The organism is Rhizobium sp. T1470 (assembly GCF_042140505.1).
Lineage (GTDB): Bacteria > Pseudomonadota > Alphaproteobacteria > Rhizobiales > Rhizobiaceae > Rhizobium > Rhizobium favelukesii.
Window position 1 is genome coordinate 36377 of sequence record NZ_CP148091.1, and the last position, 24957, is coordinate 61333.

The 24957-nt window shown below is 59.1% G+C and carries 24 protein-coding genes, 1 pseudogene and 1 riboswitch; of the genes and pseudogenes, 11 read left to right on the forward strand and 14 right to left on the reverse strand.

From position 1 onward, the window contains the following. Nucleotides 1-6: 6 nt before the first annotated feature. The 6 genes from WGT02_RS00185 to epmA all read right to left on the reverse strand — a co-directional run bounded on the left by WGT02_RS00185 (nucleotide 7) and on the right by epmA (nucleotide 5702). Nucleotides 7-969: a DUF1839 family protein gene (locus WGT02_RS00185; RefSeq protein ID WP_208249466.1), complete on the reverse strand. Its 963-nt coding sequence runs from the start codon at nucleotides 967-969 to the stop codon at nucleotides 7-9. 8 nt (nucleotides 970-977) lie between these two features. After that, the gene (locus WGT02_RS00190; protein ID WP_024315376.1) at nucleotides 978-1886 is read right to left on the reverse strand and encodes an amino acid--[acyl-carrier-protein] ligase; all 909 of its coding nucleotides are present in this window, start codon (nucleotides 1884-1886) and stop codon (nucleotides 978-980) included. Nucleotides 1887-1890: 4 nt separating this feature from the next. After that, nucleotides 1891-3072, reverse strand: a complete 1182-nt coding sequence (locus WGT02_RS00195) for an acyl-CoA dehydrogenase family protein (protein WP_024315377.1) — start codon at nucleotides 3070-3072, stop codon at nucleotides 1891-1893. Continuing rightward, nucleotides 3073-3324 (reverse strand): acyl carrier protein, encoded by a 252-nt coding sequence (locus WGT02_RS00200; protein ID WP_024315378.1) that lies wholly within the window; start codon nucleotides 3322-3324, stop codon nucleotides 3073-3075. A gap of 261 nt (nucleotides 3325-3585) precedes the next feature. Beyond that, a complete protein-coding gene (locus tag WGT02_RS00205) occupies nucleotides 3586-4638 on the reverse strand; it encodes a lysine-2,3-aminomutase-like protein (protein WP_208249465.1) in 1053 nt (350 codons plus the stop codon). Continuing rightward, the gene (epmA, locus tag WGT02_RS00210) at nucleotides 4635-5702 is read right to left on the reverse strand and encodes an EF-P lysine aminoacylase EpmA (protein ID WP_024315380.1); all 1068 of its coding nucleotides are present in this window, start codon (nucleotides 5700-5702) and stop codon (nucleotides 4635-4637) included. Before epmA ends, WGT02_RS00205 begins: the two co-directional genes overlap by 4 nt. 151 nt (nucleotides 5703-5853) lie before the next feature. Here epmA and efp point away from each other — a divergent pair, with 151 nt between their 5' ends. Both efp and WGT02_RS00220 read left to right on the forward strand, forming a co-directional pair. After that, complete coding sequence (efp, locus tag WGT02_RS00215; protein ID WP_024315381.1) at nucleotides 5854-6423, forward strand: elongation factor P; 570 nt, start codon at nucleotides 5854-5856, stop codon at nucleotides 6421-6423. 165 nt (nucleotides 6424-6588) lie between these two features. Continuing rightward, nucleotides 6589-7926 carry an IS4 family transposase gene (locus WGT02_RS00220; protein WP_197901934.1) on the forward strand — a complete coding sequence of 446 codons (1338 nt, stop codon included), beginning with the start codon at nucleotides 6589-6591 and terminating at the stop codon, nucleotides 7924-7926. A 78-nt stretch (nucleotides 7927-8004) separates the two neighbouring features. Here WGT02_RS00220 and WGT02_RS00225 read toward each other — a convergent pair whose 3' ends face one another. After that, complete coding sequence (locus tag WGT02_RS00225; RefSeq protein ID WP_318246554.1) at nucleotides 8005-8220, reverse strand: YMGG-like glycine zipper-containing protein; 216 nt, start codon at nucleotides 8218-8220, stop codon at nucleotides 8005-8007. Between WGT02_RS00225 and WGT02_RS00230 the strand changes: the two are divergent. Beyond that, nucleotides 8189-8302: pseudogene (locus WGT02_RS00230) on the forward strand (3-methyl-2-oxobutanoate hydroxymethyltransferase); the annotation flags it as partial. The gene WGT02_RS00225 and the pseudogene WGT02_RS00230 overlap by 32 nt on opposite strands. Before the next feature lie 79 nt (nucleotides 8303-8381). Here the strand turns inward: WGT02_RS00230 and WGT02_RS00235 are convergent. Continuing rightward, nucleotides 8382-8666: a LexA family transcriptional regulator gene (locus tag WGT02_RS00235; protein ID WP_225039569.1), complete on the reverse strand. Its 285-nt coding sequence runs from the start codon at nucleotides 8664-8666 to the stop codon at nucleotides 8382-8384. 28 nt (nucleotides 8667-8694) lie between these two features. Between WGT02_RS00235 and WGT02_RS00240 the strand changes: the two genes are divergently transcribed. Next, nucleotides 8695-9810 (forward strand): IS630 family transposase, encoded by a 1116-nt coding sequence (locus tag WGT02_RS00240; protein WP_208245192.1) that lies wholly within the window; start codon nucleotides 8695-8697, stop codon nucleotides 9808-9810. On the opposite strand, the gene WGT02_RS00245 is transcribed toward WGT02_RS00240, so the two are convergent. Beyond that, a complete protein-coding gene (locus WGT02_RS00245) occupies nucleotides 9789-9938 on the reverse strand; it encodes a DUF3309 domain-containing protein (RefSeq protein WP_208249464.1) in 150 nt (49 codons plus the stop codon). The two genes, WGT02_RS00240 and WGT02_RS00245, sit on opposite strands and share 22 nt — an antisense overlap. Nucleotides 9939-10452: 514 nt before the next feature. Between WGT02_RS00245 and WGT02_RS00250 the strand changes: the two genes are divergently transcribed. The 5 genes from WGT02_RS00250 to WGT02_RS00270 all read left to right on the forward strand — a co-directional run bounded on the left by WGT02_RS00250 (nucleotide 10453) and on the right by WGT02_RS00270 (nucleotide 16640). Then, the gene (locus WGT02_RS00250; RefSeq protein ID WP_208250535.1) at nucleotides 10453-13485 is read left to right on the forward strand and encodes a helicase-related protein; all 3033 of its coding nucleotides are present in this window, start codon (nucleotides 10453-10455) and stop codon (nucleotides 13483-13485) included. 4 nt (nucleotides 13486-13489) lie between these two features. Further along, a complete protein-coding gene (locus WGT02_RS00255) occupies nucleotides 13490-13894 on the forward strand; it encodes an RNA-binding S4 domain-containing protein (RefSeq protein WP_024313343.1) in 405 nt (134 codons plus the stop codon). A 194-nt stretch (nucleotides 13895-14088) separates the two neighbouring features. After that, nucleotides 14089-14427, forward strand: a complete 339-nt coding sequence (fdxA, locus tag WGT02_RS00260; RefSeq protein WP_024313342.1) for a ferredoxin FdxA — start codon at nucleotides 14089-14091, stop codon at nucleotides 14425-14427. 399 nt (nucleotides 14428-14826) lie between these two features. Then, nucleotides 14827-15399, forward strand: coding sequence for a CarD family transcriptional regulator (locus WGT02_RS00265; RefSeq protein WP_375678841.1), 573 nt, complete (start codon nucleotides 14827-14829; stop codon nucleotides 15397-15399). A 377-nt stretch (nucleotides 15400-15776) separates the two neighbouring features. Beyond that, nucleotides 15777-16640, forward strand: a complete 864-nt coding sequence (locus WGT02_RS00270) for an RNA polymerase factor sigma-32 (protein ID WP_018855886.1) — start codon at nucleotides 15777-15779, stop codon at nucleotides 16638-16640. Nucleotides 16641-16693: 53 nt separating this feature from the next. Here the strand turns inward: WGT02_RS00270 and WGT02_RS00275 are convergent, their stop codons facing one another. From WGT02_RS00275 to WGT02_RS00295, 5 genes are all read right to left on the reverse strand, one after another. Beyond that, on the reverse strand, nucleotides 16694-18238 hold the full coding sequence (locus WGT02_RS00275; protein WP_024313340.1) for a M48 family metalloprotease: 1545 nt from the start codon (nucleotides 18236-18238) through the stop codon (nucleotides 16694-16696). Between the two features lie 249 nt (nucleotides 18239-18487). Beyond that, nucleotides 18488-19204, reverse strand: a complete 717-nt coding sequence (locus WGT02_RS00280) for an ATP-binding cassette domain-containing protein (RefSeq protein ID WP_024313339.1) — start codon at nucleotides 19202-19204, stop codon at nucleotides 18488-18490. After that, nucleotides 19197-20831: a thiamine/thiamine pyrophosphate ABC transporter permease ThiP gene (gene thiP / locus WGT02_RS00285; RefSeq protein ID WP_024313338.1), complete on the reverse strand. Its 1635-nt coding sequence runs from the start codon at nucleotides 20829-20831 to the stop codon at nucleotides 19197-19199. The genes WGT02_RS00280 and thiP overlap by 8 nt, the downstream gene beginning before the upstream one ends. Then, nucleotides 20831-21859 (reverse strand): thiamine ABC transporter substrate binding subunit, encoded by a 1029-nt coding sequence (gene thiB / locus WGT02_RS00290; protein ID WP_029709898.1) that lies wholly within the window; start codon nucleotides 21857-21859, stop codon nucleotides 20831-20833. Before thiB ends, thiP begins: the two co-directional genes overlap by 1 nt. Nucleotides 21860-21903: 44 nt before the next feature. Beyond that, a riboswitch (TPP riboswitch) is annotated at nucleotides 21904-22015 on the reverse strand. 60 nt (nucleotides 22016-22075) lie between these two features. Beyond that, a complete protein-coding gene (locus WGT02_RS00295; protein WP_208249463.1) occupies nucleotides 22076-23608 on the reverse strand; it encodes an MDR family MFS transporter in 1533 nt (510 codons plus the stop codon). 119 nt (nucleotides 23609-23727) lie between these two features. Here WGT02_RS00295 and WGT02_RS00300 point away from each other — a divergent pair, with 119 nt between their 5' ends. After that, nucleotides 23728-24258: a MarR family winged helix-turn-helix transcriptional regulator gene (locus WGT02_RS00300; RefSeq protein ID WP_208250534.1), complete on the forward strand. Its 531-nt coding sequence runs from the start codon at nucleotides 23728-23730 to the stop codon at nucleotides 24256-24258. A gap of 48 nt (nucleotides 24259-24306) precedes the next feature. Beyond that, nucleotides 24307-24957, forward strand: coding sequence for a thiamine diphosphokinase (locus WGT02_RS00305; protein ID WP_024313334.1), 651 nt, complete (start codon nucleotides 24307-24309; stop codon nucleotides 24955-24957).

Here is a 24957-nt window from a genome sequence, read left to right on the forward strand (position 1 = left end):
CCGGCTTCACAAGCGCTCCTTGAGCGAAGCCATCATGGAATCCCATGCATCGGCTGCCGGATCAAGCGCCGTGCGCAGCGGATCGTATTTCTTGCGGGTCACGGCCCGGGCGAGCTGGAACTGCACCGACTTTGCGACTTCGGAAATTCGGCGCGCATCGTCGATGGCGGACGAGAATTCACTGGCGGATAGCCAAGCCAAATGATCGCCGGCAAGCTCGAAATTGGCACCGAACTGACGCAACGTGTTGAATGCGTACTTGTGAAAGAAACCAAAAGGCCGCTCTGCCATTGCCTCCACCTGCTGCGGAAACACTTCAGCGAAGGCGCAGATCGGGTTCGAGACGGGTCTGCGGCTGAAGTGCAGTCCGAGAAGTCTGCGTGCTGTAGTGCTCATACGAGCAGCGTCAGGCATGCGAACGGGAAACTTCGCAAATTCCGTGTAGGGGAGAAACGGCGGATCTTCTGCCGTCAGATGCAGCTGGAACAGCCCGTCAAAGTCTTCCCCCTCGAGCTCGAAATAGCCGCCATTGTGGAAATATTCGACGCGCTTGCCAGCAAAGTCGAGCCTGTTGATTGCTACCGTGGTCTTGCCATGCTCGGTCCGATAGGCAGTGCCCTGCGTATCGGGCATATAGAACGAATCCATCTCGATGAGGCAAAGACGCCCGCGCGCAATCTGCACCTCGGCGTGCCATTCGACGCGGTCGAAGATGGCAAGTTCGGTGACGCGGATGTCGTAAAGTGACTCAAGATCCTCGAGTGGCACTTTGAAGAACGTGAATTGATCGCCTTCAAAGTCTTGTGTGAGCGCGAAGCCAAGCATCGCCTCCGGCGCGGCACCGACGGCGTTCAACACTTCGATCCAGAGGTCGACGTAGCAATTGGTTTCCGGCCACATGCGCTCGGTGGAATGCAGCGCATGCGGCTGATAGCCGTCCGGGCACAGCTGCGGGAAGACGGCTTTCATTGATCCGTTCAGCCCCACAGCGCTTGACGCACCTTGGAAGGCCAATGCTTGACCTCGAGCCCGTGGTGATGGAACAGGGCAAGAGCGATGCGTTCAAGCCCGAAGCCAACGCAGGCGGTATGCGCAACGCTGCCGTCTTCGAGATAAAGGTCCCATTTCGCGCCGAACGCGTCCTGATGGTAGTTGAAGCTCATGCAGGCCGTCGGCTTCGCGACCGAAGTGATCGGAATGAGCAGCTCGAACTTCAGGTTCTGATCGCGCTGATTGTTGGCGAGCATCTTGCCGGCGCGGCCGAAGAACGGATCGTTCGCGACATCGATGGTCACATCCAGGCCGACCGCCTTCATCATTTCGATGCCGCGGTCCATCCAGCTTTGACGGAAATCCGTGACGTGCTGCTCCGTACCCATGCAAATGTATTCGCGCATGCGGAAAAGTTGCTGGCGGGCTGGATCCTGCGACGGCTCATGGCGGAAGCAATAGGACTGCAGATCGAAGAGGCCGCCGCTCATCGGCAGTTTGCCGCGGCGAGCAATCGTCGGATAGAGCGGATAGCACGCGGCAGGAGTCAACACGATGTCGGTTGCCTGCTGATCCTTCGTCCAGTCATCGCCCACTTCCATGCACTGAAGGAGGTTGATGTGGTCGAGTTCACTGCCGCAGAAACTGTGAACAGTGCCGGCGAGCTGCGGGAAGCTCTTCATGTAACCGCTCTTCTCGAAGAAGGCGCGGTTCATCCCGGGCGGAAAACGCATCGCTTCAGCGCCGTCGGCGCCGCCGAACTTGTCGATCAGCCGCTCGAAGGCGGCAATGACGTCTTCGAATTGTCCGCTGCGCCCGTAAAGACCGTCAACGCCCGTATCGATCAAGAGGCCAGATTGAAAAAGCCTGTCTAGAAACGTTGTCTGCACGTCCATGTCGTCACCCCAGTAGGCTAGTGTCCTGCTTGTGGACAAGAAGCATACTCGACGTGTTGCCGAGAATGCGGTCGTTCGAGATCATGAGTTGCGCAGAATGGGCATCGCGCAGATGGCGGCCGACGCTGAATGGCGTGCCGTTCTTGTAGCCCATGATCCCGCAAATCAGCATCACATGATTGACGATTTCGAGAATCGTTTCCGATGAGGCGATCTTCACGTTGTTCATTGTGACGGCAAAGCCCATGGAGGATAGCTTGTCTGCGTCGCTCTTGGCATCCTCGTAGGCCTTCAGGCCGGCCACGACGTTCGAGCGAACCATCTGCAGCAGGTTGGACACCTCAGCCAGTCGCAGGGCTCCGGGCGGTGGCGCACCGGGCGACTTGCGTGCAGCGGCGCGCACGAATGCCTGTGCGCGGCCCACTGCGTCGACGGCGATGCCGTACCAGACACTGCTCCAGAGGAGATGCGACGATGCCAGCATCGATTGAGCTGCGATCTCTGCAAAGGGCTTCGGCAGGATCTGTTCGGCTGGCGCCTCGCCTTTGAACAGGAAGCCGTCCGAACACGTACCGCGCATGCCGAGCGTGTTCCACGCATGCGTTTTTTCCAACGCGTACTGCTCCTTGACGAAAACGGTCAGAACCTGATCCGAAGAGGCCGCATTTGCGTGGGCGCGCGACGTAATCATGATCGCATCGGCGTAGGAGCCGTACGATATGACCGTCGCGTCTTTCTCCAGACGGCAAATGTCACCGTCCACCTCGACGGCGCAGATGCTATTCCTGAGATTGCCGCCGATGCCGCCTTCCGTCGTCGCCGACGCGATCAGCAATTGCTCGACAGCCACGCGTTGCATGAAAGCCCGATGCCATTCACTCTCGGCGCCGTGCTCGACAAGGCTGCAGAGCTTGATGTGATGCATGGCGAAAACCATGGCAGCCGCGGAACACGCCTGCCCGAGCATCGAGCATAGCTCGGCGATCTGCGCAATCGTTGCGCCTTCACCGCCGAACTGGCGCGGGATCTGAATTCCGAGCAGCCGCCCAGCCTTCATTGCATCCACGGCTTCGTGCGGGAACCTCCCATCAAAATCGACGGAATCCGCATGCTTTGCCGCGATCGCGGACACGCGGGCGACCCTGGCGGCAAGATCCTCTTGCGCGATTTTGACCGGAAAGTTCATTTAGGCGACCTTCCGGCTATCTTTGATCTGGTCGACAGTCTTCGCGATCGCCGCGATGCTGGCGAAAGACCTGCGATTCAAGAGATTGTCGGGAAACTCGATGTCAAAAGCCTCTTCGATGCCAAGCATAAGCTGCACGGAAGCAAACGAAGTTAGGCCGACCGCATAGAGGTCGGCATCATCGGCGACTTGATCGACAGAGACTGGAAGCTTTCCGAATTTGGCCAGGAGCTCACGGATCGTAGTATTCATTATGACTTCTCCAAGATGATCATATCTCGAGTGGCGAAACTGACTTGTTCTCGGAATAGGCGTAGTCTGGAAAAGACAAAATTCTCCTAAATGACGTAGTTAAAGCGAGCTAAGCAGCTCAGCTAAATTCTTATAAAGGAAACTGGAGGAAGCAGAACTTATGTTAGATTTCAATATTTTGTCCGAGAATTGCATTCACACGTCGTGTGAGCGGCTTACGACACATTGTCCAAGAACAACACTTCTCTCGTCCATTTTTCACTAAGCAACAGGCGGGTAAAGGTGCTCGGCGCCGCGATAGTCCGAAACTGAATAGCAGCCTTCCCCCGTCTTTCTGATCGACTGTTCAGCGATTACCGCCTTGCCGTGGCCACCGGGTATGTCGAGTATGTAGGTGGGTTGGCAGAGACCGGAAATCCGGCCGCGCAAACCGGCGACTATTTTCTGTCCTTCTTCGATCGTCAGCCGAAAATGGCTCGTTCCGGGCGCGAGATCCGGATGGTGCAGGTAGTACGGCTTCACACGTGTCTCGACAAAGGCCTTCATCAACTCCGCAAGCACGGTCGGATCATCATTGACGCCCTTAAGGAGCACCGATTGGCTGATCATGACTATTCCGGCATCGACGAGGCGGGCGCAGGCCGCACGCGCTTCGTTCGTCAGCTCGCGCGGATGATTGGCATGCAGGGCCAGGAAAACAGTTTTGCCACTCGCTCTCAGCGCCGCAATCAGGGCCGCATCGACTCTTGACGGATCAACGACAGGGATACGTGTATGGAACCGCACGATCTTCACGTGATCGATCGACGCCAACTGGCGAAGAATTTCTTCCAGCCGCCGCGGAGACAACACCAACGGATCGCCGCCCGTCAGGATCACCTCCCAGATTTCCTCGTGGTCGCGGATGTAGGCAAAGGCTGCCGTCATTGCCCCGGGGTCCAGCGTTCCGAGGCCCTGCGGACCGACCATCTCGCGGCGAAAGCAGAAGCGACAGTAGACGGGGCATACGTGAACGGCCTTCAACAACACCCGGTCGGGATAGCGATGAACGATCCCTTGCACGGGACTGTGGGCTTCGTCGCCGATCGGGTCCGCACGCTCTTCCTGAGCAACGATAAGTTCGACCGGGTCCGGCACGAATTGCCGGGCGATCGGGTCGGCAGCGTCCGTGCGATCGATGAGACCCGCGACCGTTGGCGTCAATGCAATGGCGTAATGGGCGGCAACCTCCGCCAACGCTTCCCGGTCTCTTTGACCTAGCAGCCCGGCGCGTTCCAGACCCTCGACGGTCTTGATAGGCCCGACACTATTCATCTGCCGTACTCCGCGACCGGCGCCCACATCACCTGATCGATCCGCGACGCCCCGGTAGCCAGCATCACCAACCGGTCGAAGCCAAGGGCGATACCGCTCGCCTCCGGCATGATGGCAAGGGCGTCCAGAAAATCCTCGTCGATCGGATAGGTCTCGCCATAGATGCGGGCCTTCTCGGACATCTCGATCTCGAAGCGGCGGCGCTGTTCCGCCGGATTGGTGAGTTCACCGAAGCCGTTTGCGAGCTCGACACCACAGGCATAGACCTCGAAACGTTCGGCAACGCGAGGATTATGTCCCGACGGACGCGCCAAAGCTGCTTCCGACACCGGATATTCGTCAAGAATGGTGACGCGGCCGAAGCCCAGCTGAGGTTCGACCTTTTCAACGAGCACGCGGCTAAACAAATCCGCCCAACCGTCATCGTCGGCAACGCGCATGCCGATCCGCTTCATCTCGCAGGCGAGATGCGCCCGATCCGTCGCACCGTCGGTCGCAACGGACGCCAGGAGATCTATACCCGCATAGCGGTCGAAAGCTGCGGCAACGCTTATCCGGTCCGGCCCCGCGAACGGATCGCACTCGCTACCTCGATAGGTCAGGCGTCTCGTCTTCGTGGTTTCTGCAGCAAGCGCCAGAATGCGAACGCAGTCCATCATCAGGCTCTCGTAGCTTTCGTCCACACGATACCATTCAAGCATCGTGAATTCCGGATGATGCAACGGACCGCGCTCGCGATTGCGGTAGACGTGCGCGAAGCAGGCGATGCGCTGCTCTCCGGCCGAAAGCAATTTCTTGCAGGCAAACTCAGGCGAGGTATGCAGATAAAGCGACGCCGCCTTCTGACCGTCGGTCGTCAATGCTTCGGTGGCAAACGCATGAAGATGCGCCTCGTTGCCTGGCGACACCTGCAGCGTGGCGGTGTCGACTTCCAGAAAATCCTCGCTCAGGAAGTAGCCACGCAGTGCAGACTGGATCGCATTCCGCCCAATCAGGAACGGGCGACGGTCCAAATGCACGCTCGGCGTCCACCACGGCGATACTTTGGCGATCGAGGGCTTCATCGGCATTGTCCTGACCGACCTAGCCAACGCTGGGGCTGGCTATTTGCCGGATTTTAGGTTAGTTGCGCCCCAAAAGAACAATCAATTGCGTCTTTGAGGCTGTATCGACAGTCCTCTACGACGCCAAAAGCCGAGTTACAAGGAAGTCTTAATGGTCAAGGTCATCGCCTCTTCCGTCCGCAAGGGCAACGTTCTCGACGTGGATGGTAAGCTCTACGTCGTTCTGACTGCCCAGAACTTCCATCCGGGCAAGGGCACGCCGGTTACCCAGGTCGACATGCGTCGTATCGTCGACGGCGTTAAGGTCGCTGAGCGCTGGCGTACGACCGAACAGGTCGAGCGCGCCTTCGTCGAAGACGTGAATTTCCAGTATCTTTACGAAGATGGTGAAGGATTCCACTTCATGAACCCGGCGACCTACGATCAGGTGGTCGTGAACGATGAAACGATGGGCGATCAGAAGGCCTATCTGCAGGAAGGCATGACCTGCATCCTGTCGATCCACGAAGGCGTTCCGCTTGCGCTCGAGCTGCCGCGCCATGTGACCCTCGAAATTACGGAAACCGAACCGGTCGTTAAGGGCCAGACGGCTTCTTCCTCCTACAAGCCGGCAATGCTGTCGAACGGCGTGCGCACCATGGTGCCGCCGCATATCAACGCCGGCACACGCGTGGTTATCGCCACGGAAGACAATTCCTACGTCGAGCGCGCAAAGGACTGATCGTCCGCCTCATGCGCTGAGAAAACTAAGGCCGCATCGGAAACGACGCGGCCTTTTTCTTGTCAGCAGTTACGGTCATATCGCGACTGCCGTTCAAACAAAAAGCGCCGATCAGGTCGTAATGCAGTTCACTTAGTGAGCTGCGGGCAAGTTTGATGGTTCAGGATGGGGATTCGTTTTCCCATCCTGTTTTTGTTTGTGATGTCACGCACCCTTGGACATTCGGCCGAATTATCGGCTCTTTCGCAGGCGATCGACCCGGACTGGATCGCTCAGGCTCTCGCCACGACAGGCAAGGCGAGCATCCGCAAGCGCAAGCTGCCAGCCGAGCAGGTCGTCTGGCTGGTGATTGCGTTGGCCCTTTATCGTCATCAGTCGATCCCGGAGGTGGTGGCCCATCTTGATCTGGTTTTGCCCGATGAGGTCAACGCGGATATTGCCAAGAGCGCGTTGACACAGGCACGGCAGCGCTTGGGTCAGGCACCGTTGGCGCAGTTGTTTGCAATGAGTGCATCATGCTGGGATGAACGCCACCAATCCGGGCGTGCCTGGCGGGGTCTTTGTCGTTATGCCGTGGACGGCAGCACGCTGCGGACGTCCGACAGCCCGGAGAACCGGGCGCATTTTGGAGCGCAGGCCTACGCGTCTGGCGTTGTCGCAAGCTATCCGCAATTGCGGCTGCTGACGCTGACGGCGCTGGCGACGCATCTGGTGCGTGATGCGGTGTTCGGAGCCTATGGCACAAACGAGATGCTCTATGCCAAAAGCCTGCTCGACCGGGTTCCGGACCATTCGCTGACGGTCTTCGACAAGGGCTTCTTCAGTGCCAGCCTTCTCTTGCAATTGCAGACGAAGGGACATGAGCGTCACTGGCTGATTCCGGCCAAAGCCAACAGCACATGGGAACGACTGGATCCGCACCCCACCGATTATCGGGTGCGCATGAAGGTCTCGCCCCAGGCGCGGCAGGCAGAACCGGACTTGCCGGCCTTCTGGGAGGTCAGGGCCATCGAGACGACCACCAGCCATGGCAAAAAGCGCATATTGTTGACATCGCTGATGGACAGACAAACTTATCCGGCAAGCGAAATCGTCCATCAGTATGAAGAGCGATGGCGCATCGAGACAAGTTATCGCGAACTCAAGCAGGAGCTTCTCGGTAGCGAACTGACCCTGCGAAGCGGCACGCCGGAGACTGTCTATCAGGAGGTCTGGGGCGCGTTGCTGGCCTACAATCTGGTGCGGCTCGAAATGGCAGAGGTCGCGACCGAAGCCCAAGTCGAGCCAACCCGACTAAGCTTTATCACAGCCCTGCATTACCTGCGTCACGAATGGGGATGGATGGCGATCGAAGCACCCGGCAAAATCCCCGCCCACCTCACCAGATTGAGAAACAGATTGGCAGACTTGCTGCTGACAGAAAAACGGGGGCGATCATGCCCCCGTGTCGTCAAAAAACTGCCTGCCAGATACCCGATAAGAGCCGTAAGCAAACCTAAGTGAACTGCATTACCGATCAGGTCGGCGCTTTTTTCTTAAGGTAACGAAGTTAGGTCGCAAGCTACCTCAGTCGGCCCCGCCCTAGTAGCGCGGGCAACGTGCTTCGTAGCGGCGGCCGTATCGGTCCCTGTAGACGCAGTAGCCACGACGCTCAACGGACTGGCCGATCAATGCGCCAGCGAGACCACCGGCTACGGCACCGATTGCTGCGCCGCCCCAGCTGTGGCTAACAGCACCACCAATAATGGCGCCGCTGCCTGCACCGATCGCGGCATTCCGCGAATACGCCGCCGACATCGCAAGCGGCGCCTATCCCGAGGAACGTCATCGCGTGCCTGTTGATGCCGAGGAGTTGGAGAGGTTTCTGTCCCGACTCTAATTGCCGGACTTCTGATCGCCGCGCATGAACCGCCCATCCTTCCTCTAGTACCGCGCCACAGAGATTATGACGGGTTGGGTTATCGTAGAATGGGCAAGTCTTCTGGTGGGATGAGAAGTTGGATGCTGCGTGCTGCGCCTGGCACGCGGGATATAAATCCTGCCTTCTCGAGGGTCAGCACCATCTGGTGAACAGACGGAGCCGTAACGGCGAAGTGGCGACGCATGTCGGCTTCGGCCGGAGGCTGTTTGAAGATGCGGCTGTAGGCGTAGATGAAGGCCAGGTACTGGCCTTGGACTTGCGTAAGGCCATGTCTTGCCGTTGCGGCTTGCGGGTCAAGTGAGGGACTCATTTTCGGATTCATCTGCGTCTCCGCGCTGAAGGAGGTGTCGATGAATATAAAGTTTCACGTAGAGCTTAGCCAATCGGAACGTGATCAACTGGCCGTTTTGTTGAGCGGGGGACGCCATGCGTCGCGCAAGATCAAGCGCGCCCAGATCCTGGTGGCGGCGGACGAAGGCTTCAGCGACGAGGTGATCGCGGCAACCTTGAACGTCAGCGGATCGACGATTTACCGGACCAAGCGCCGGTTTGTGGAAGCCAATCTGGAAGGCGCGCTCAGTGAAGAACCGCGCCCGGGTGTTGAGCGCAAGCTATCGAGCAAGGAGGAGGCGCTGTTGGTGGCGACCGCCTGCTCAAAGCCGCCGCCCGGGCGAGCCCGCTGGACCCTGGAGCTTCTGGCCGATGAGATGGTCCGACTCACCGATCATGACGAGTTGTCCTCGGAGACCGTACGTCGCCGGCTGGCTGAGAATCATCTCAAACCTTGGCGCAAAGACATGTGGTGCATCCCAAAGCTCGATGGGGAATACGTCGCGCGCATGGAGGATGTTCTCGACCTCTACGCAGAGACGCCTGATCCACAAAGGCCCGTGGTCTGCTTCGACGAGAGCCCGACCCAACTCATCGGCGAAGTGCGCGAGCCCATTGCGGCCAAGCCTGGCCAGCTTGAACGCTACGACTGCGAGTATCGCCGAAACGGCACGGTCAATCTGTTTGTCTTCATGGACGCCCACCAGCCCTGGCGCAGGGTGAAGGTCACCGATCGGCGAACCAACCAAGACTTCGCCCAGTGCATGCGCGAACTGGTCGACGTCGATTATCCCGACGCCCCGATCATCCGCGTGGTGATGGACAACCTCTCCACCCATTCCGCCGGGGCGCTTTACGACGCATTTCCAGCCCCGGAGGCTCGAAGGGTGCTGAAGCGACTGGAGTTCCACCACACGCCCAAGCACGCCAGTTGGCTCAACATGGTCGAGATCGAGATCGGTGTCCTGCGCAGCCAATGCCTCGACCGTCGTATCGACAATAAAGACACCATAATCGCCGAAGTCGCAGCCTGGGAGCAGCAACGCAACGCTAATGGCGCAAAGATCCAATGGATGTTCACAACCGAAAAAGCCCGCCAAAAGCTCCGCAAAGCTTACCCCGTCAAAGAGTCATAATCTCTGTGGCGCGGCACTAGTCCCAAACCGCCGGAAGGTCCATAGCCCCATCCACGGCTATAACCCCAATTTGGTAAGGCGCCGATCAAAAGCAGAATAAGGATGATGAGAAGGATCGTGCCAAGCATGGTTCAAGTCCTCGACCTCATTGCACTCGGAATGGACGAGAAACACGCATCACTGATTTTTGTTCCATACGTATCAAATCTTCCGCTTTGACGGTAAAACCACCCGATCAAGCCTGATTTTCGGTCTCTCCGCGTAACGCAACACCAACGCGAAAAGCCTCAGCCAGAAGTCGCCCGGCAATTTCCGGTAAAAGCGGTTAACAAGCCGAATCCAACCCGCCCACGCGTATGACGCGAATTTCACGATTCAGCATCTTGTGGTAAAAAGCGATTCAAAATCAATACTTAGCCGTGAACAAACACTGAATCAGCCGGAGTCAGCGATTCGTCTCCGATTCGTTCTCAAGCTGTTCCGAATCGGAAAACGAGCAATCTGCAAGCTATTCGCGCAATAGAAAACCGCGGAGTAAATTCAAATCAGCCCTTGCGTTTGAGACAACGGCTGTCCATGTGTTGTGTGCTTCGGAGAGGAGCTGACTTGATCTGGGGCACCCCCGCCTCATCTGCCAGGACCATGACACTGACATCGCAGCCGATGATACTGAGTGGGCGCGGAGTAACCGCGGTGCTCGGGCCAACAAATACCGGCAAGACGCATTATGCCATCGAGCGCATGGTTGCCCACGGCACCGGCGTGATCGGGCTGCCGTTGCGGCTGCTGGCACGCGAGGTCTACACACGCGTCGCCGAAAAGGTCGGAATCCAGAATGTTGCGCTGGTAACGGGCGAGGAGAAGATATCGCCTCCCAACGCCCGCTTTTCGGTCTGTACCGTCGAGGCAATGCCGCGCGAGACCAAGGCAGCTTTCGTCGCCATCGATGAAGTTCAGCTTGCCGGCGATCTGGAGCGCGGGCACATCTTCACGGACCGTATCCTGCATCTGCGTGGCCGCGACGAAACGCTGTTGCTCGGCGCCGGCACGATGCGCCCAATTCTGCAACAACTTCTCCCCGGAATCACCGTGGTCGAGCGACCCCGGCTTTCTCACCTGTTCTACGCTGGACAGAAGAAGACCACCCGCCTGCCGCAGCGCTCGGCAATTGTCGCTTTCTCTGCGGACGAAGTCTATGCGATCGCTGAGTTGATCCGCAGACAGCGTGGCGGGGCGGCCGTGGTTCTTGGAGCCCTCAGTCCGCGCACCCGCAATGCGCAGGTGGCGCTTTATCAGGCCGGGGATGTGGAATATCTGGTCGCGACGGATGCGATCGGCATGGGTCTCAATCTCGATGTCGATCATGTCGCCTTCGCGCAGGATCGCAAATTCGACGGCTATCAGTTCCGCAACCTCAACCCTGCCGAACTCGGGCAGATTGCCGGTCGCGCAGGCCGCCATGTTCGCGACGGAACATTTGGCGTCACCGGCCAAGTGGATCCTTTTGATGAGGAATTGGTCGAACGCATCGAAGGTCATGAGTTCGACAATGTAAAAGTGCTGCAGTGGCGCACAAAGAACCTCGATTTCGCTTCCATTCATGCGCTGCGGGCGAGCCTTGAAACCGGCCCTACCGTTTCCGGCCTGACACGCGCTCTGCCCGCCGTCGACCAGCAAGCGCTGGAACACCTGTCGCGTTACCCGGAAATCATTGACCTTGCTGACAATCCGGCGCGGGTCGAGAAGTTGTGGGAGGCGTGCGCGCTGCCGGACTACCGGCGCATTGCCCCGGCCCAACACGCCGATCTCATCTCCACCCTCTTTTCCGATCTCGTGCGCTATGGCACGGTAAACGAGGACTTCCTTGCCGAGCAGGTACATCGTGCGGATCGAACAGACGGTGAAATTGACACGCTTTCGGCGCGAATCGCGCAGATAAGGACTTGGACCTATGTGTCGAATCGGCCCAATTGGCTTGCCGATCCGACACACTGGCAGGAAAAGACGCGGGAAATCGAAGATCGATTGTCCGATGCGTTACATGAAAGGTTGACGAAACGCTTTGTTGATCGCAGGACATCTGTGCTCATGAAGCGCCTGAGAGAGAATGCGATGCTGGAAGCTGAAATCAGTGTAAATGGCGATGTCTTCGTTGAAGGACATCATGTGGGGCAACTGTCGGGATTCCGGTTCACGCCCATTTCGGGAGCGGATGGACCGGACGCTAAGGCTGTTCAGTCTGCTTCGCAAAAGGCGCTCGCTCTGGAATTCGAGGCACGTGCTGCTCGCCTCCATGCGGCCGGCAATGGCGATCTCGCGATCGGCTCCGACGGTTCGATCCGCTGGTTGGGCGATCCGGTGGCACGTCTGGCGGGCAGCGATCATGTGATGCGCCCGCGCGTCATTATTCTCGCCGACGAGCAATTGACCGGCAATGCGCGCGACCACGTGGCCGCTCGGGTCGAGCGCTTTGTGAATCATCATATCAGCACGATTCTGAAGCCGCTTGACGATCTGTCCCGCGCAGAGGATCTGCAGGGCCTGGCGAAGGGCCTGGCGTTTCAGCTCGTCGAGAACCTCGGTGTTCTGTTCCGGCGCGACGTAGCCGAAGAGGTAAAGTCCCTGGATCAGGATGCGCGCGCCTCCATGCGCCGCTATGGCGTTCGCTTCGGCGCCTACCATATCTTCGTTCCCGCTCTTCTGAAGCCCGCGCCGGCGGAGCTCATCACCCTCCTCTGGGCGCTGAAGAATGACGGTCTCGACAAGCCCGGGTATGGCGATCTCATTCCTGTGCTTGCTGCGGGCCGCACTTCGGTCGTGACCGATCCGGGTTTCGAGCGCACGTTCTACAAGCTGGCCGGCTTCCGGTTCCTTGGCAAACGCGCAGTTCGTATCGATATCCTGGAGCGCCTGGCGGATATCATTCGCCCGCTGCTTCAATGGAAGCCCGGCCAGGCCAATCGCCCGGAAGGCGCATATGACGGCCGTCGCTTCACCACGACAACCGCCATGCTTTCGATCCTTGGCGCCACCCTCGAGGACATGGAAGAGATCCTGAAGGGGCTCGGCTATCGTGCCGATGCCGTGAAGGCAGAAGAGGCGGCAGCCTATTTGTCGGCTCAGGACGCCTCGGCGGAACCGGCGACCGAAACTGCATCCGAGGAGAATGCCGAGAAAGCGGATCATGACGATGCCGACAGCACATCGGAGGAGCCCGCCTCGGAAGTCCCCGCTGCCGAAGCAGTGACCGCCGAACAGCCCGTCGCCGCTACTGCGGAAGAGGCCGAGGAGCCGAAGCCGGTTCTTCTCTGGCGGCTCGGTGGCCGTACGGACAATCAGCGTCAGGCTCGCAGCCCCGGCGAACGGCGCGGCGGCAACAATCGCGGCCAGGACCGTGGACCTGGTCATCGTCGCCAAGGTGGTGAAGGTGGAGAGGGCCGCGACGGCAACCGCCAGCATCATGGCAAGGATGGCGGCAAGCCACAGCAGGGACGCGGCGACCGCAACGAACAGCGTGGCGACCGTCAGGACCGGGGCGATCGCAAGGATCGCAACAACCGCGGCGGCCCGCAGCCGTTGCGCTTCGAGGCAAAGCCACCGCGCAAGGAGAAGCCGATCGATCCGGATTCTCCTTTCGCCAAGCTCGCTGCCTTGAAGGAGCAGATGAAGAAGTAAGCAGATGGGCGGGGAGACACAGCCAGGAAGCGGTTCGCGACAGCGCATCGACAAATGGCTGTTCTTCACACGTATGGTGAAATCGCGCTCGCTGGCACAAAGCCACATTCAATCCGGGCATGTACGGATCAATGGCGAGCGCGCGCTCCAACCGAGCCAAACGATCAAAGCAGGCGACAAAGTCGAGCTCGCACTGGAGCGGCGCGACGTTGTCCTCATCGTCAAGTCGGGAGGTGAGCGACGTGGCCCGTACGAGGAAGCCCGGCTGCTCTATGAGGACCTTACGCCGCCACCCGATGAGGCAAAGCGCTTGACGCCTTACGAACAGGCGATCCGTGCGACCGGCACGGGCAGGCCCACGAAGAAGGATCGCCGTGCAATCGACAGGCTGATCTCGGACGAGGATTAGAAAACTCTGTCCAAACTGCCGGGTTTTGCGATTTCTTTATTCTTGAAATCCGCAGGCAAAGCCGATACGTCACAGTCAACTTGCCGGATAGCGTGACTGCCTCCCAAGCCTGTCAACGCTTCCTCTCCGGTTAGGGGAAAGGCGCGACGTTCCAGGTTGCCCGGCCCCATTGTATGGAAGTCCTGGAGTTCTTCATGACCTATGTCGTGACCGACAATTGCATTCGCTGCAAATATACCGACTGCGTGGAAGTCTGCCCTGTCGACTGCTTCTATGAAGGCGAAAACTTCCTCGTCATTCACCCCGACGAGTGCATCGACTGTGGCGTTTGCGAACCGGAATGTCCCGCCGAGGCGATCAAGCCGGATACGGAGCCTGGCCTCGACAAGTGGCTCAGGATCAATGCCGAGTATGCCAGCGTCTGGCCGAACATCACGGTCAAGAAAGATGCTATGCCTGAGGCAAAAGAATTGGACGGCGAAAGCGGCAAGTTCGAGAAGTATTTCTCGGAAAAGCCCGGATCAGGCGACTGATCCCATCTGGTTCGGAGCTTGAGCCTGAAACCGTGTTCAGTTGGCTGAAAAAGGCCTGAAGCGTGCCGCCGGCATATGGGTGGCATGTGTTGCGCGCATGACTCAGGCGCAGTAAATTATTGATTTCCTCATATTTTTGTGATAGCTTTTTGAAACTGATCCATTTGCGGCATGAAGCATGCCCGAGCCACCACGAAAGCAAAACAAATCCACAAACGCGGTTTCCGTGACATATCAACGCCTTGAGCCGTGAGGTTCCAAGCTTGTGTGCATGGATATGTCCGTTTTTGTCCGGTAGGACCAGAAGTAAGTCACCCGACGGATCTGACCGTCTCATCCGGGCCTGACTGACCCGGCTCCGGCTGCAGCCGGAAGCGTAACAGGGAGTTTTTGAATAGAATGACGACCCAGCAGAAAAAACCTTCTTCCGCACGTCACGGCTTCAAGACCGGTGAATCGATCGTATACCCCGCACATGGCATCGGTACCATCAGCGCCATCGAAGAGCAAGAAGTAGCAGGCATGAAGCTTGAACTTTTCGTTATCGATTTCGAGAAGGACAAGATGCGCCTGAAAGTGCCGGTCGGCAAGGCCATGAGCATCGGCATGCGTAAGCTCTCCGAAACCGATTTCGTCGAGCGTGCATTGAAGGTTGTGCAGGGCAAGGCGCGCGTCAAGCGCACCATGTGGTCCCGACGCGCCCAGGAATATGATGCCAAGATCAATTCCGGCGACCTCATCTCCATCGCTGAAGTTGTCCGCGATCTCTATCGCGCCGAGAACCAGCCGGAACAGTCCTATTCCGAACGCCAGCTTTACGAGGCTGCACTTGATCGCATGGCACGCGAGATCGCTGCCGTGAACAAGATGTCGGAAACGGAAGCCGTCCGTCTCGTAGAGACGAACCTCAACAAAGGCCCGAAGCGCGGCAAGGCAATCGAGGAAGACGAATCTCAGGACGAGGCTGCATAAGCTCCTTGTTTTTCTTGCAAAAAACCCGGCCTCGCGCCGGGTTTTTTATTGGAACTTTTTCCGTCCTGGTGCGTTTTAAGGGTGTAGCTGCGGACCGCGTCGGGAACTGACATCACCCTCGAACGCTCGCATTCCTGTAAACGTTCGATGAGGAGCGGATCATGCCTTCCACGTTCTGCCTATCCGGCAACTTGAAGAAACTGGTCCTACCCGGCCGTATTACCGGCGCATAACCCTAAGCTAGGGTCCCATCTGGAAACGTCCAGAGTTCGGGGCCTTTATACGTTCAAGACATGAATTTGGTCTGGGCAGCAATGTCCGGAAGCAAGCATTCTTTGCCCTTTTTTTGGCGTGACGCCTGAATTCAGGAGACCGATATGAAGAACATGTCAGCAGACCGGCGCATGATTAAAATCGCCATGGCGGCTCCCTACCTTGCTCGCGAAGAGGAACACGATCTTGCAATCCGCTGGAAAAACAATGATGACCGTGGCGCCCGCAATCAGATAGCCATGGCCCACATGCGTCTCGTCATCTCAATGGCGGGAAAATTTCGCAATTTCGGCCTACCGATGAGCGACCTTGTGCAGGAGGGCTACGTCGGTCTGTTGGAAGCCGCAGCACGCTTCGAGCCCGAGCGTGATGTCCGCTTCTCCACCTATGCAAGTTGGTGGATCCGCGCCTCCATCCAGGATTACATCCTTCGCAATTGGTCGATTGTTCGCGGCGGTACGAGCTCTGCTCAGAAGGCCCTGTTCTTCAATCTTCGTCGTTTGCGCGCCAAGCTCGCTAGGGGTGACACTCAGCTTACTCTCCAATCCATCCACCAGGAGATCGCCGCCGCTCTCGGCGTCAGCCTCTCCGACGTCCAGACGATGGATGCACGGCTTTCAAGCAACGACGCCTCGCTTCAAGCGCCCTCGGTTTCAGGCGATGCCGACAGCGCCGAGAAGATGGACTTCCTCGTCAGCGATGATCCTCTCCCTGACGAGCAGGTATCGAACATGATCGATGGCGAACGCCGACGCAACTGGCTCGCTTCCGCCTTGAAGCATCTCAATGAGCGGGAAATGAAGATCATTAGCGCTCGAAGACTTGCCGAAGACGGCGCTACGCTTGAGGAACTCGGCGCCGACCTCGGTATTTCCAAGGAGCGCGTCCGGCAGATCGAAAGCCGGGCGATGGAAAAACTCCGCAGCGCACTCGTCAGCGCTGACCCTTATATGGCCGCATCGGCCTAAGAGAGCTTACTCCCCCAGTGACGCAACTAGCCCGGTGAAAACCGGGCCTCTTCTTATTCGGCGATGATCTTGACGCGGTCACCAGGAGAAACGGAGGCGCCGGTCGGCAAAGCGTTGATAAGCTTGAAGAGATCGAGCTTTCGATCCGTACCCATCATCCGCGCAGCAAGCGTCGTGATGTTTTCGCCCGGCCGGACTTTGACGACCCTTATACGCAGAGGCTTCAGCGAAGCCGTCTCTTCCGGCGTCATTCGGCGGAAGCTTGCCCGCAACACATTGGCTGTCTGCTGCAGCGTCGGGCTCCCCTTCGGCACCGCCGTCAGGAACCGGAAGATCTGCGAATTGTTGCGGATGACGGTGACGTCGAAATCCCAACGATCTGCGCTCGCGCGCGCCGTTGCCGCCTCCATCCCATTGACCGTGATCTGCTGGATGGTGGAGGGGTCGAGACCGGTAACCCAGCCGCTGGAGATATAGTTGGTCAGGCTCTGGTTTTGATTGTCGGCGACGCCATCGAAGCGGATCGCGACATCGCCCGGGCCGGTTGCCATGACCGCCTCGACCTTGTTGTCGATCTTGAAATCAGGTGGTACGTCGAAGCGGATACCGAGCCCGCCATGCAGGAAAGTCTGGCCGCGGACATAGCCCTCCTCCGGGCTGTCGCCGTAGAGCAGGCCGTCGATCCCGTCGAGATAATAGTCCCTGCCCTTGTCGCCAACCTTGCCTTCCTGGCCAAAGGCGCGCGCATGGTCGCGCGCCAGCTCGATGCGCTGCGCCGAGTTCGGATGGCTGGACAGGAAGTCGAGGCTCTGGTCGGCCTCGGGATCGACCGACATGAAGCGGCTGTAAGCGGCCATCGAATCCAGGAACCGCGCCGCCGCATAGGGATCGTAGCCCGCTTCTCCGAGCATACGAACGCCAATGACGTCTGCCTGCAGCTCCTGCTGGCGCGAGAAAGCGGCCAATCGGAGCTTGCCGCGAGCCAGAGCCTGCTTTCCGGCAATGTCGCTGGACAGCACCTCGGCAACGACGCGGCTGGCGATCACTTCCGCTTCCTCACGCTTCTGCCGTTCGATGCCATGGTTTGCCGTGACGTGGCCCATCTCATGCGAGAGAACGGCAGCGACCTCGGATGCGTCGTTGGCAAGTGCCAGCAGGCCGCGCGTTACATAGAGATAGCCGCCCGGCAGTGCAAAGGCGTTGATAGCTGGCGAATTCAAGATGGTGATGCGGTAGGACTGGCTCGGATTCTCGGAGACGGCCGTCAACGCGCCTGCGATACGGGCAACCAGGCGCTCGGTCTTTGGGTCCTTGTACTCGCCACCATAGCTTGCAACGATGCGCGGATGCTCGCGAGCACCCATGGCAGCGCGCGGATCGTTCTTCTGCACCTCATCGACGATCTGCGGATTGGAGGACGGTGCAACGCTTGGCTGATAGGATTGCTCGAGAATAGACTGGCAGCCGTATAGCGCCATGCTTGTGGCACAGATGAACAAGGTCCGTCGGACCAGACGGCACGCTGCAGAGAGCACATCACTGGAAGGCGCGGGCAATTTCCACGTCGTCATGCTGTCCAGTCTGGCTCTCCAAGTCATCTTGCTTGTCGGCCGGCCCGCTTGCGCGACCCGGTCGGTCTCATGGTGATTCAACAGGCGTCCGTCCCCGTTCTTGCACTGCACAATCGGGGACACAAGGCTTTGCTGTAACTGATTTCCGCATCGGTTGCATAGCGAGGTTCTGACTAAATGTGGCGCCGTTGTATTTTAGCAAGCCTAACGTGCTTCTTGGAGTTTCCTCGGTCGCCCCAAATTATGGCGAAAGTGCCGTTGTGACTGTCAAATTCGTCAACTGCGGAGAAATTGCGTCAATCCAGGATGATCGTCGCAACCCAAAAACTTACCAATCGGAGCCGCCACGACAATCCTGCCGCCCTCGATGAAGAGGCCGAAATCTGCGATGCGTTTGACCTCGTCCGGATCATGCGACACGACGACGACGGTATTGCCGGTCTCGCGATGCATATCGAGCAGCAGCGCCGCCATTCCGTTTCGCAAAGAGGGGTCGAGCGCCGCGAAGGGCTCGTCCAGCAGCAGCACTGGACGGTTGCGAACAAGCGCGCGCGCAAAGGCGGCCCGCTGCCGCTCGCCGCCGGATAGCGTACCCGGCATTCGCCGTTCGAAACCGGCAAGCCCCACCTTTTCAAGCGCAGACGTGATCGATCGGCGATCGGCGGCCGTGAGTTTCATCGCCGGGTTGATACCAAGGCCGATATTGGTGAAAATATCGAGATGCGCGAACAGGTTGTTGTCCTGAAATACGAGAGAGACGGCTCGTCTCGCCGGGTACTCGTCGGTGACGTCCTTTCCCGTGATCAGAATTCGCCCTCGGGCGGGCACATCGAAGCCGGCGAGCAGATTCAGAAAGGTCGACTTGCCGGCCCCGGACGCGCCCGTCACGGCAATCACGGCGCCGGCGGGAAGCCGGCAATCGAAATGAAAGTCTTGCCTCCCAAGTTGGAGACTGACATCGCGCATCTCGATCGAGAACTGCGGATCAGGCATGGAAAGCCCCCTCGCGCCGCGCAGGCCCCATGGTCCCGGCGATCGTGAGCAGCAGGCAGACGAGGCCAAGGATCAATGCCAGCCCATCCGCATCGTTGGTCCGGTAGCTCCCCATGCGGCTATAGACGAGCCAAGGCAGTGTGACGAAGCTATCCGAGCCGAACAGCGCAACGGCGCCCAGATCGCCGAGCGACAATGCCATCGCGAACGAAAATGCCGTGAGCATCGGCTTGAACAGCGCCGGCATGTCGACCAGGCGCAGCCGCGCCCAGCCGGTGACACCAAGGCTTGCCGCGAGTTTCTGCGTCCGGCGCTTGTGAACGATGAAAGCCGGCTCGAGGACGCGCATCACAAAGGGCAGGGACATCAACGCGTTGATCGCGACAATCAGCAGCGGAGCGAACACGCTCACGTCGCCGAAATTTGTCAGTGCAAGAAACCATCCCGTCGCAAGGACGATCGGCGGCACCAGCAACACCAGCGACGACGCGCCACCCGTGGCAGCAAAAAATGCTCTCGCGCCGGGGGCCGCTGAACCTCGGAGAAGTACTGCGCGGCGCGCGCTCACCAGTGTCATCGAGATCAGCAAAGCGAGAACCGCTGCGGAGATCGAAATGGCAAGGCTGGTCGCAGCCGACTGCCAGAAAATGCGTTCGCTCAGGAGCTTCATCAGATCGGACCGAAGTCCCGCCAGGACGACGGACATCAATGGTAGCCCCAGAAACAGCGCGGCGAGCATCACGACGCTGCCATCTGCAAGCCGCGCTGTCAGCAGTTGGCCATCCGGACGCCTGACGGCCTTACCTGCCGTCATACCTTCGTCCTCCGGAGCGGGAAGAAGCGACAGGCCGCCAAGAATTACAGCGGTCAGGACGATCTGGAGCAGGGAGAGAGCGACGGCCCTGCCCGGGTCGAAATCAAAGCGAAGCGATTGATAGATGGCAACCTCGACCGTCGTTGCCGCAGGCCCGCCACCCAATGTCAGCACGAGCGTGAAGCTCGTGGCGCACAGCATGAAGATCAGGCCCGCGATACCAGGAATGACCGAGCGCAGAACCGGCCATTCGATGAAGCGGAAAATCGAACCGGGCCGCATGCCGAGACCACTCGCCATCAGCCAATATTCCGCTGGCACACGCTCCAGCGCCGCCAGCATCAAGCGGCACGCAAGCGGCATGTTAAAGAACACATGCGCCAGCAAGATCCCGGAAAGCCCGTAGATGCTGATCGGTTCCGCCATGCCGAGCTCGAGCAACAACGAGTTCAGTATCCCCAGCCGCCCCCAGATTCCGATCAATCCGAGCGCTCCGATCAGAACAGGAAGCCCCATCGGCACAGCCATGAGGCGAATGATCCAAATACGGCCGGGGAAATGCCGCTGACGTGCTAGGGCCTGTGCGACTGGAATGGCAAAAACGACGGACAGGAGTGTCGAAAGCAGAGCCTGCAGCAAGGTGAACCGCAGGACCCGCAAAATGTAGGGTTCGAACACCGCCGTCAGAATGGACGAAGTTCCGCTCGAAAGAAGCAAGGCAAAGGTTGCAAGGCCCACGAAACCGGCGATGCCGACGAGGCTCACGGCCCCGCCCAGTATCACCTGCCGTATCTCAGCCTTTGTCAAAAGCATCAGTTCATGCTCATGGCGGCCAACCACTCGTCGATCCAGGCCTTGCGGTTCTCGGCGACTTCATCCGAGCTCATCAAGAAGGTCTTTGAGGGGCTCACAAGCTTGCCGAATGCGTCGGGCAGCGGTTGCGATGTCGCCGAAACCGGCATCATCCAGTTGTTGGTCGGGATGGTATCCTGGAAGCCCGGCGTCACCATGAATTTCAGGAAATCGCGCGCAAGCTCCTTGTCGTGCGCATTCTTCAGCAGGCCGGCCACTTCGATCTGTATGTAATGGCCCTCTGAAAATGCCGCAGCCTGATAGCGGTCCGTATTTTCCGTGACCATATGGTAGGCGGGCGAGGTCGTGTAGGAGAGCACCATGGGTGCCTCGCCCTTGGTGAACAGCCCATAGGCCTCGGACCAGCCGGGAGTTACCGTCAGCACGCGCTTCTTGAGTTTTGCCCAAGCTTCGGGCGACTTGTCGCCATAAACAGACTTTACCCACAGCAAGAGCCCGAGCCCGGGCGTCGAGGTGCGCGGATCCTCTATGACTATCTTCTGCGAAGGGTCGCCTTCGACCAGCTCCTTCATGCTTTGCGGTGGGTTCTTGATTGTCTGCGTGTCGTAGACGACGGCGAAGTGGCCATAATCATAAGGCACGAACACGTCGTCCCTGTAGTCGCCCGGCACCTCAAGCGCGGTGACATCGACACCACTTGCCTCGAACAGGCCGGTTGCTTTCGCTTCCGTAGTCAGGTTCGTGTCCAGGCCGAGCACGACGTCTGCCTTCGTAGTGGCGCCTTCGAGCTTGAGACGCGACAACAGCGCCACGCCATCGGCCACGCTGACGAAATTGACGCTGCAGCCGCAGGTCTTCTCGAATGCTTCCTTGACCTTCGGCCCCGGTCCCCATTCGGATGTGAAGCTCTCGTAGGTGTAGACGGTGAGTGTCTTGTCCGCTGCCTGCGCGCTTACGCCGGCAAGGCCGACAGACGCGACAAAGGCCGCAGCAAGCAGCGAACGGCTCGTCAATATGTGTTCGAACATGGCACCTCTCCTCTGGTTTGCTTGAAGGGGAAAAGGGCGGTGCCAGATGTCACGCGTCTAATCCCTCCGCCGGTGTTAGCCGGATCAGGTTCCGCGGGTTGGCTTTCAGCCTCTCAGCCGCGCACCGAATGGCACGAGGCACCCCGTTAGAGCGTTTGAAGATGTATCGCCACGCTTGGTCTCTTGCAAGTGGCGGCCTCAGTCCGCCACCGGCATTTACTCCGCTGCCTCGGCACTGGCAGCCGGCCGTACCTCGGCCGCGCGAGGCAACTGCGTCGGCTTCAGCATCAAGGCGGCACAAAGGCCGATGAGAGCGATCGCGCAGGAAGCCATGAAAAGCGGAATGAAGGCATTGGCATAGGCTTCGGCCACAGCCTGACGCGCAACCTCCGGCAAAGCTGCCAGCATCTTCGGCGTCAGCTGCTCGATATCGGTCACGCCGGGAATGGAAAGTCCCGTCTTGCCGAGCTGTGAGCCAACGATCGCGCCATAAATGGAGATGGCGATCGATGCGCCGCCCATGCGCGAGAGCGTTACCGACCCGGTCGCCGCGCCGACGTCGCGAGCGGGCGCCGCATTCTGAACGCCAACGACGGGCACCTGTTGTGCGAGGCCCACACCAAAGCCGTGCAGCGCCATCACCGCCCCGATAAGCAAGACCGGCGTTCCTGCATGAACCTGAGTGAGCAGCACGAATGCGATGGCACTGCAGGTCAAGCTTGCTATTGCAAACGGCTTGTAGCGCCCGGTGATGGAGATGATGCGCCCGGCCGAGAGCGACCCGCAAACGATGCCGCCGGTCAGGAGAATAAAGAACGCTCCGGCTGCCGACGGTGAAAGGCCGGTCGTCGTCTGCAGGAACAGCGCAAAATAATTGACCATGCCAATGCCGATCGCGCCGCTCATGATCGACATCACAAGCAACAGGCTGAACGTGGAATTGCGGAACAGCGACAGAGGAACAATCGGTTCGGCGGCGCGACGCTCGACGAAAACCCATCCGATGACTGCAGCGACGCCGAGCACCACCATGGCGAGGTTCTGCGGTGCCACCAGCGAACCGAAGAGCTGAGCGCCATCGGCGGCCAGCACGATGCTTGCGGTCGTCAAGGCGAGCAGCAGAGCGCCGGCATAATCGATCCTCGGACGACGATTCGGCTTTCGGTAAGGCAGCATCACAGCCAGACCGACAAGGACAACAAAACCGATCGGAACGTTGACGAGGAAGATCGAGCGCCAACCGAAGAGATCGCTCATCGCACCACCGAGCACCGGTCCGATAGCGCCGGACGCCATCAACACAAGGCTCGAATAGCTCTGGTAACGCGCGCGTTCGCGGGGCTCAAACAAATCTGCGTTGACCGCAAAGATCGATACCATGATCCCACCCCCGCCAAGCCCCTGCAGCACGCGGGCCGCAATCAGCGTGTTCATGGATATAGCCAGTCCGCAGACGGCGGAGCCGACCGTGAAGATCATGATCGCGGCCATCATCACATACTTGCGGCCGAAGAGATCACCAAGCTTGCCGTAAAGCGGCATCACTGCGCTCACAGCGAGAAGATAGGCCGAGCCGATCCAGCCAAACCGCTCGAGATGACCGAACTCGCCGACGATCGTCGGCAGGGCCGTTGCAACGATCTGGTTGTCGAGCGTCGCCATGAACATGGCTGCCATCAGGAAAAGGAAGAGGATGAACCGCCGACGATGATCTGTCACAAGCGGCGCCGCGGCAATTTGAGTGTTCATGAAGCGTCGTTCCGAATGGATGTTGAGACAACTCATGTGCTATTAGCATATATTTGTCAATGTCACTTGATTGACCTCGGCATATTCTCAATCGACATATGACATGCTATATTTCCGGAATGAACGAGAGCTTGATAAACCTCACCAACACGGACCCCGCCACCAACGAACCGGGCATTCTGCGCATCGGTCAAAGCATGACACGCATGCGCCTCATGACCGGGCGCCGACTGATCGGGCGGCTCGCCATCCAGAGTGTGGCTCCCGGTCTTGAGCTATCGCACCTTGACGTACTGGACGCTGTGCGGCGCGCTCAGGAGACCGGTGAAGTAACAGTCGGGACGATCGCCGAGATGATGCGGATCGATCCGTCGCGCGCAAGCCGCATCGTCGCGGATATGGTCGGACGCAATATTCTGCGGCGAAAGGCATCACAGACCGACGCGCGACGGATCATTGTGGTGATGACCCCACTCGGACAGAGGCTGTTGTCGGAGATACGCGCGCAGAAGCTCACGTTCGTTTCCGAAGTGGTCAAAGACTGGAAACCGGAAGAGATCGAGGCGTTCGGGGAGCTGTTCGAGAAGTTCATTTCCGGCTACGGGGACGTTTTTCAAGCGCGCATCAAGGATATCGTCGACGAAGCCTGAACGGCGGCCCTTTCCCTTCCCCCCCGCTTTGCGCTATGGGCAATGCGCATGAGCCAATCCACCTACACCATTCTGCTTGGCGGCGAGTTGCAGGTAACCGATCGTCTGCGCGACGCCATCTCGGACAGCCGTTTCATTGCGGCCGACGGGGGAATGCGTCATGCGGCTGCGCTCGGCGTCGTTCCGGAGCTCTGGGTCGGTGATTTCGACTCGACGCCGGTTGATCTTGCGGGCGCCTTTCCGGCTGTGCCGAGACAACCCTACCCCGCAGCAAAGGCTTCCACCGATGGTGAGATCGCCGTCTCCGAAGCGATCGCACGTGGGGCGAAACGACTTATTTTGGCAGGCGCCCTCGCGGGTGAGCGTTCCGACCATGCCATCCAGCACCTGCTCTATGCCGTCAGTCTTGCAGAACAGGGCTATGACATGCTTCTGACGTCGGGCCGGGAGGAGGCTGTGCCACTGGTTGCCGGTGCAATCGAGTTGGACCTGCCCCCTGACAGTCTCTTTTCGGTTCCCGGTTTCAGCGAACTTCGCGGCCTGACGATCGAGAACGCGCGCTACCCGCTGGCCGATTTCCATTTGCCCTTCGGCTCGTCGCGCACCATTTCCAATGTCGCGAAGGGCAAGGTGCGCTTTTCGCTCGAGAGCGGTCGGGCCATTGTGCTCGCCCGCCCCTATGACCTTTCCGGAGTCTGA

Bases quoted from the DNA above. Each gene is read 5' to 3' on its own strand.
- WGT02_RS00300 (WP_208250534.1), top strand. From the start codon at position 23,728: ATGAACGAGAGCTTGATAAACCTCACCAACACGGACCCCGCCACCAAC.
- WGT02_RS00305 (WP_024313334.1), top strand. From the start codon at position 24,307: ATGAGCCAATCCACCTACACCATTCTGCTTGGCGGCGAGTTGCAGGTA.
- WGT02_RS00205 (WP_208249465.1), bottom strand. From the start codon at position 4,638: ATGAATAGTGTCGGGCCTATCAAGACCGTCGAGGGTCTGGAACGCGCC.
- WGT02_RS00235 (WP_225039569.1), bottom strand. From the start codon at position 8,666: ATGAATCCGAAAATGAGTCCCTCACTTGACCCGCAAGCCGCAACGGCA.
- fdxA (WP_024313342.1), top strand. From the start codon at position 14,089: ATGACCTATGTCGTGACCGACAATTGCATTCGCTGCAAATATACCGAC.
- WGT02_RS00185 (WP_208249466.1), bottom strand. From the start codon at position 969: ATGAAAGCCGTCTTCCCGCAGCTGTGCCCGGACGGCTATCAGCCGCAT.
- WGT02_RS00245 (WP_208249464.1), bottom strand. From the start codon at position 9,938: ATGCTTGGCACGATCCTTCTCATCATCCTTATTCTGCTTTTGATCGGC.
- WGT02_RS00275 (WP_024313340.1), bottom strand. From the start codon at position 18,238: ATGACTTGGAGAGCCAGACTGGACAGCATGACGACGTGGAAATTGCCC.
- WGT02_RS00240 (WP_208245192.1), top strand. From the start codon at position 8,695: ATGAATATAAAGTTTCACGTAGAGCTTAGCCAATCGGAACGTGATCAA.
- WGT02_RS00265 (WP_375678841.1), top strand. From the start codon at position 14,827: ATGACGACCCAGCAGAAAAAACCTTCTTCCGCACGTCACGGCTTCAAG.
- WGT02_RS00220 (WP_197901934.1), top strand. From the start codon at position 6,589: ATGGGGATTCGTTTTCCCATCCTGTTTTTGTTTGTGATGTCACGCACC.
- WGT02_RS00200 (WP_024315378.1), bottom strand. From the start codon at position 3,324: ATGAATACTACGATCCGTGAGCTCCTGGCCAAATTCGGAAAGCTTCCA.
- WGT02_RS00250 (WP_208250535.1), top strand. From the start codon at position 10,453: ATGACACTGACATCGCAGCCGATGATACTGAGTGGGCGCGGAGTAACC.
- WGT02_RS00225 (WP_318246554.1), bottom strand. From the start codon at position 8,220: ATGTCGGCGGCGTATTCGCGGAATGCCGCGATCGGTGCAGGCAGCGGC.
- WGT02_RS00255 (WP_024313343.1), top strand. From the start codon at position 13,490: ATGGGCGGGGAGACACAGCCAGGAAGCGGTTCGCGACAGCGCATCGAC.
- thiP (WP_024313338.1), bottom strand. From the start codon at position 20,831: ATGCTTTTGACAAAGGCTGAGATACGGCAGGTGATACTGGGCGGGGCC.
- WGT02_RS00280 (WP_024313339.1), bottom strand. From the start codon at position 19,204: ATGCCTGATCCGCAGTTCTCGATCGAGATGCGCGATGTCAGTCTCCAA.
- WGT02_RS00295 (WP_208249463.1), bottom strand. From the start codon at position 23,608: ATGAACACTCAAATTGCCGCGGCGCCGCTTGTGACAGATCATCGTCGG.
- epmA (WP_024315380.1), bottom strand. From the start codon at position 5,702: ATGAAGCCCTCGATCGCCAAAGTATCGCCGTGGTGGACGCCGAGCGTG.
- WGT02_RS00195 (WP_024315377.1), bottom strand. From the start codon at position 3,072: ATGAACTTTCCGGTCAAAATCGCGCAAGAGGATCTTGCCGCCAGGGTC.
- efp (WP_024315381.1), top strand. From the start codon at position 5,854: ATGGTCAAGGTCATCGCCTCTTCCGTCCGCAAGGGCAACGTTCTCGAC.
- thiB (WP_029709898.1), bottom strand. From the start codon at position 21,859: ATGTTCGAACACATATTGACGAGCCGTTCGCTGCTTGCTGCGGCCTTT.
- WGT02_RS00190 (WP_024315376.1), bottom strand. From the start codon at position 1,886: ATGGACGTGCAGACAACGTTTCTAGACAGGCTTTTTCAATCTGGCCTC.
- WGT02_RS00270 (WP_018855886.1), top strand. From the start codon at position 15,777: ATGAAGAACATGTCAGCAGACCGGCGCATGATTAAAATCGCCATGGCG.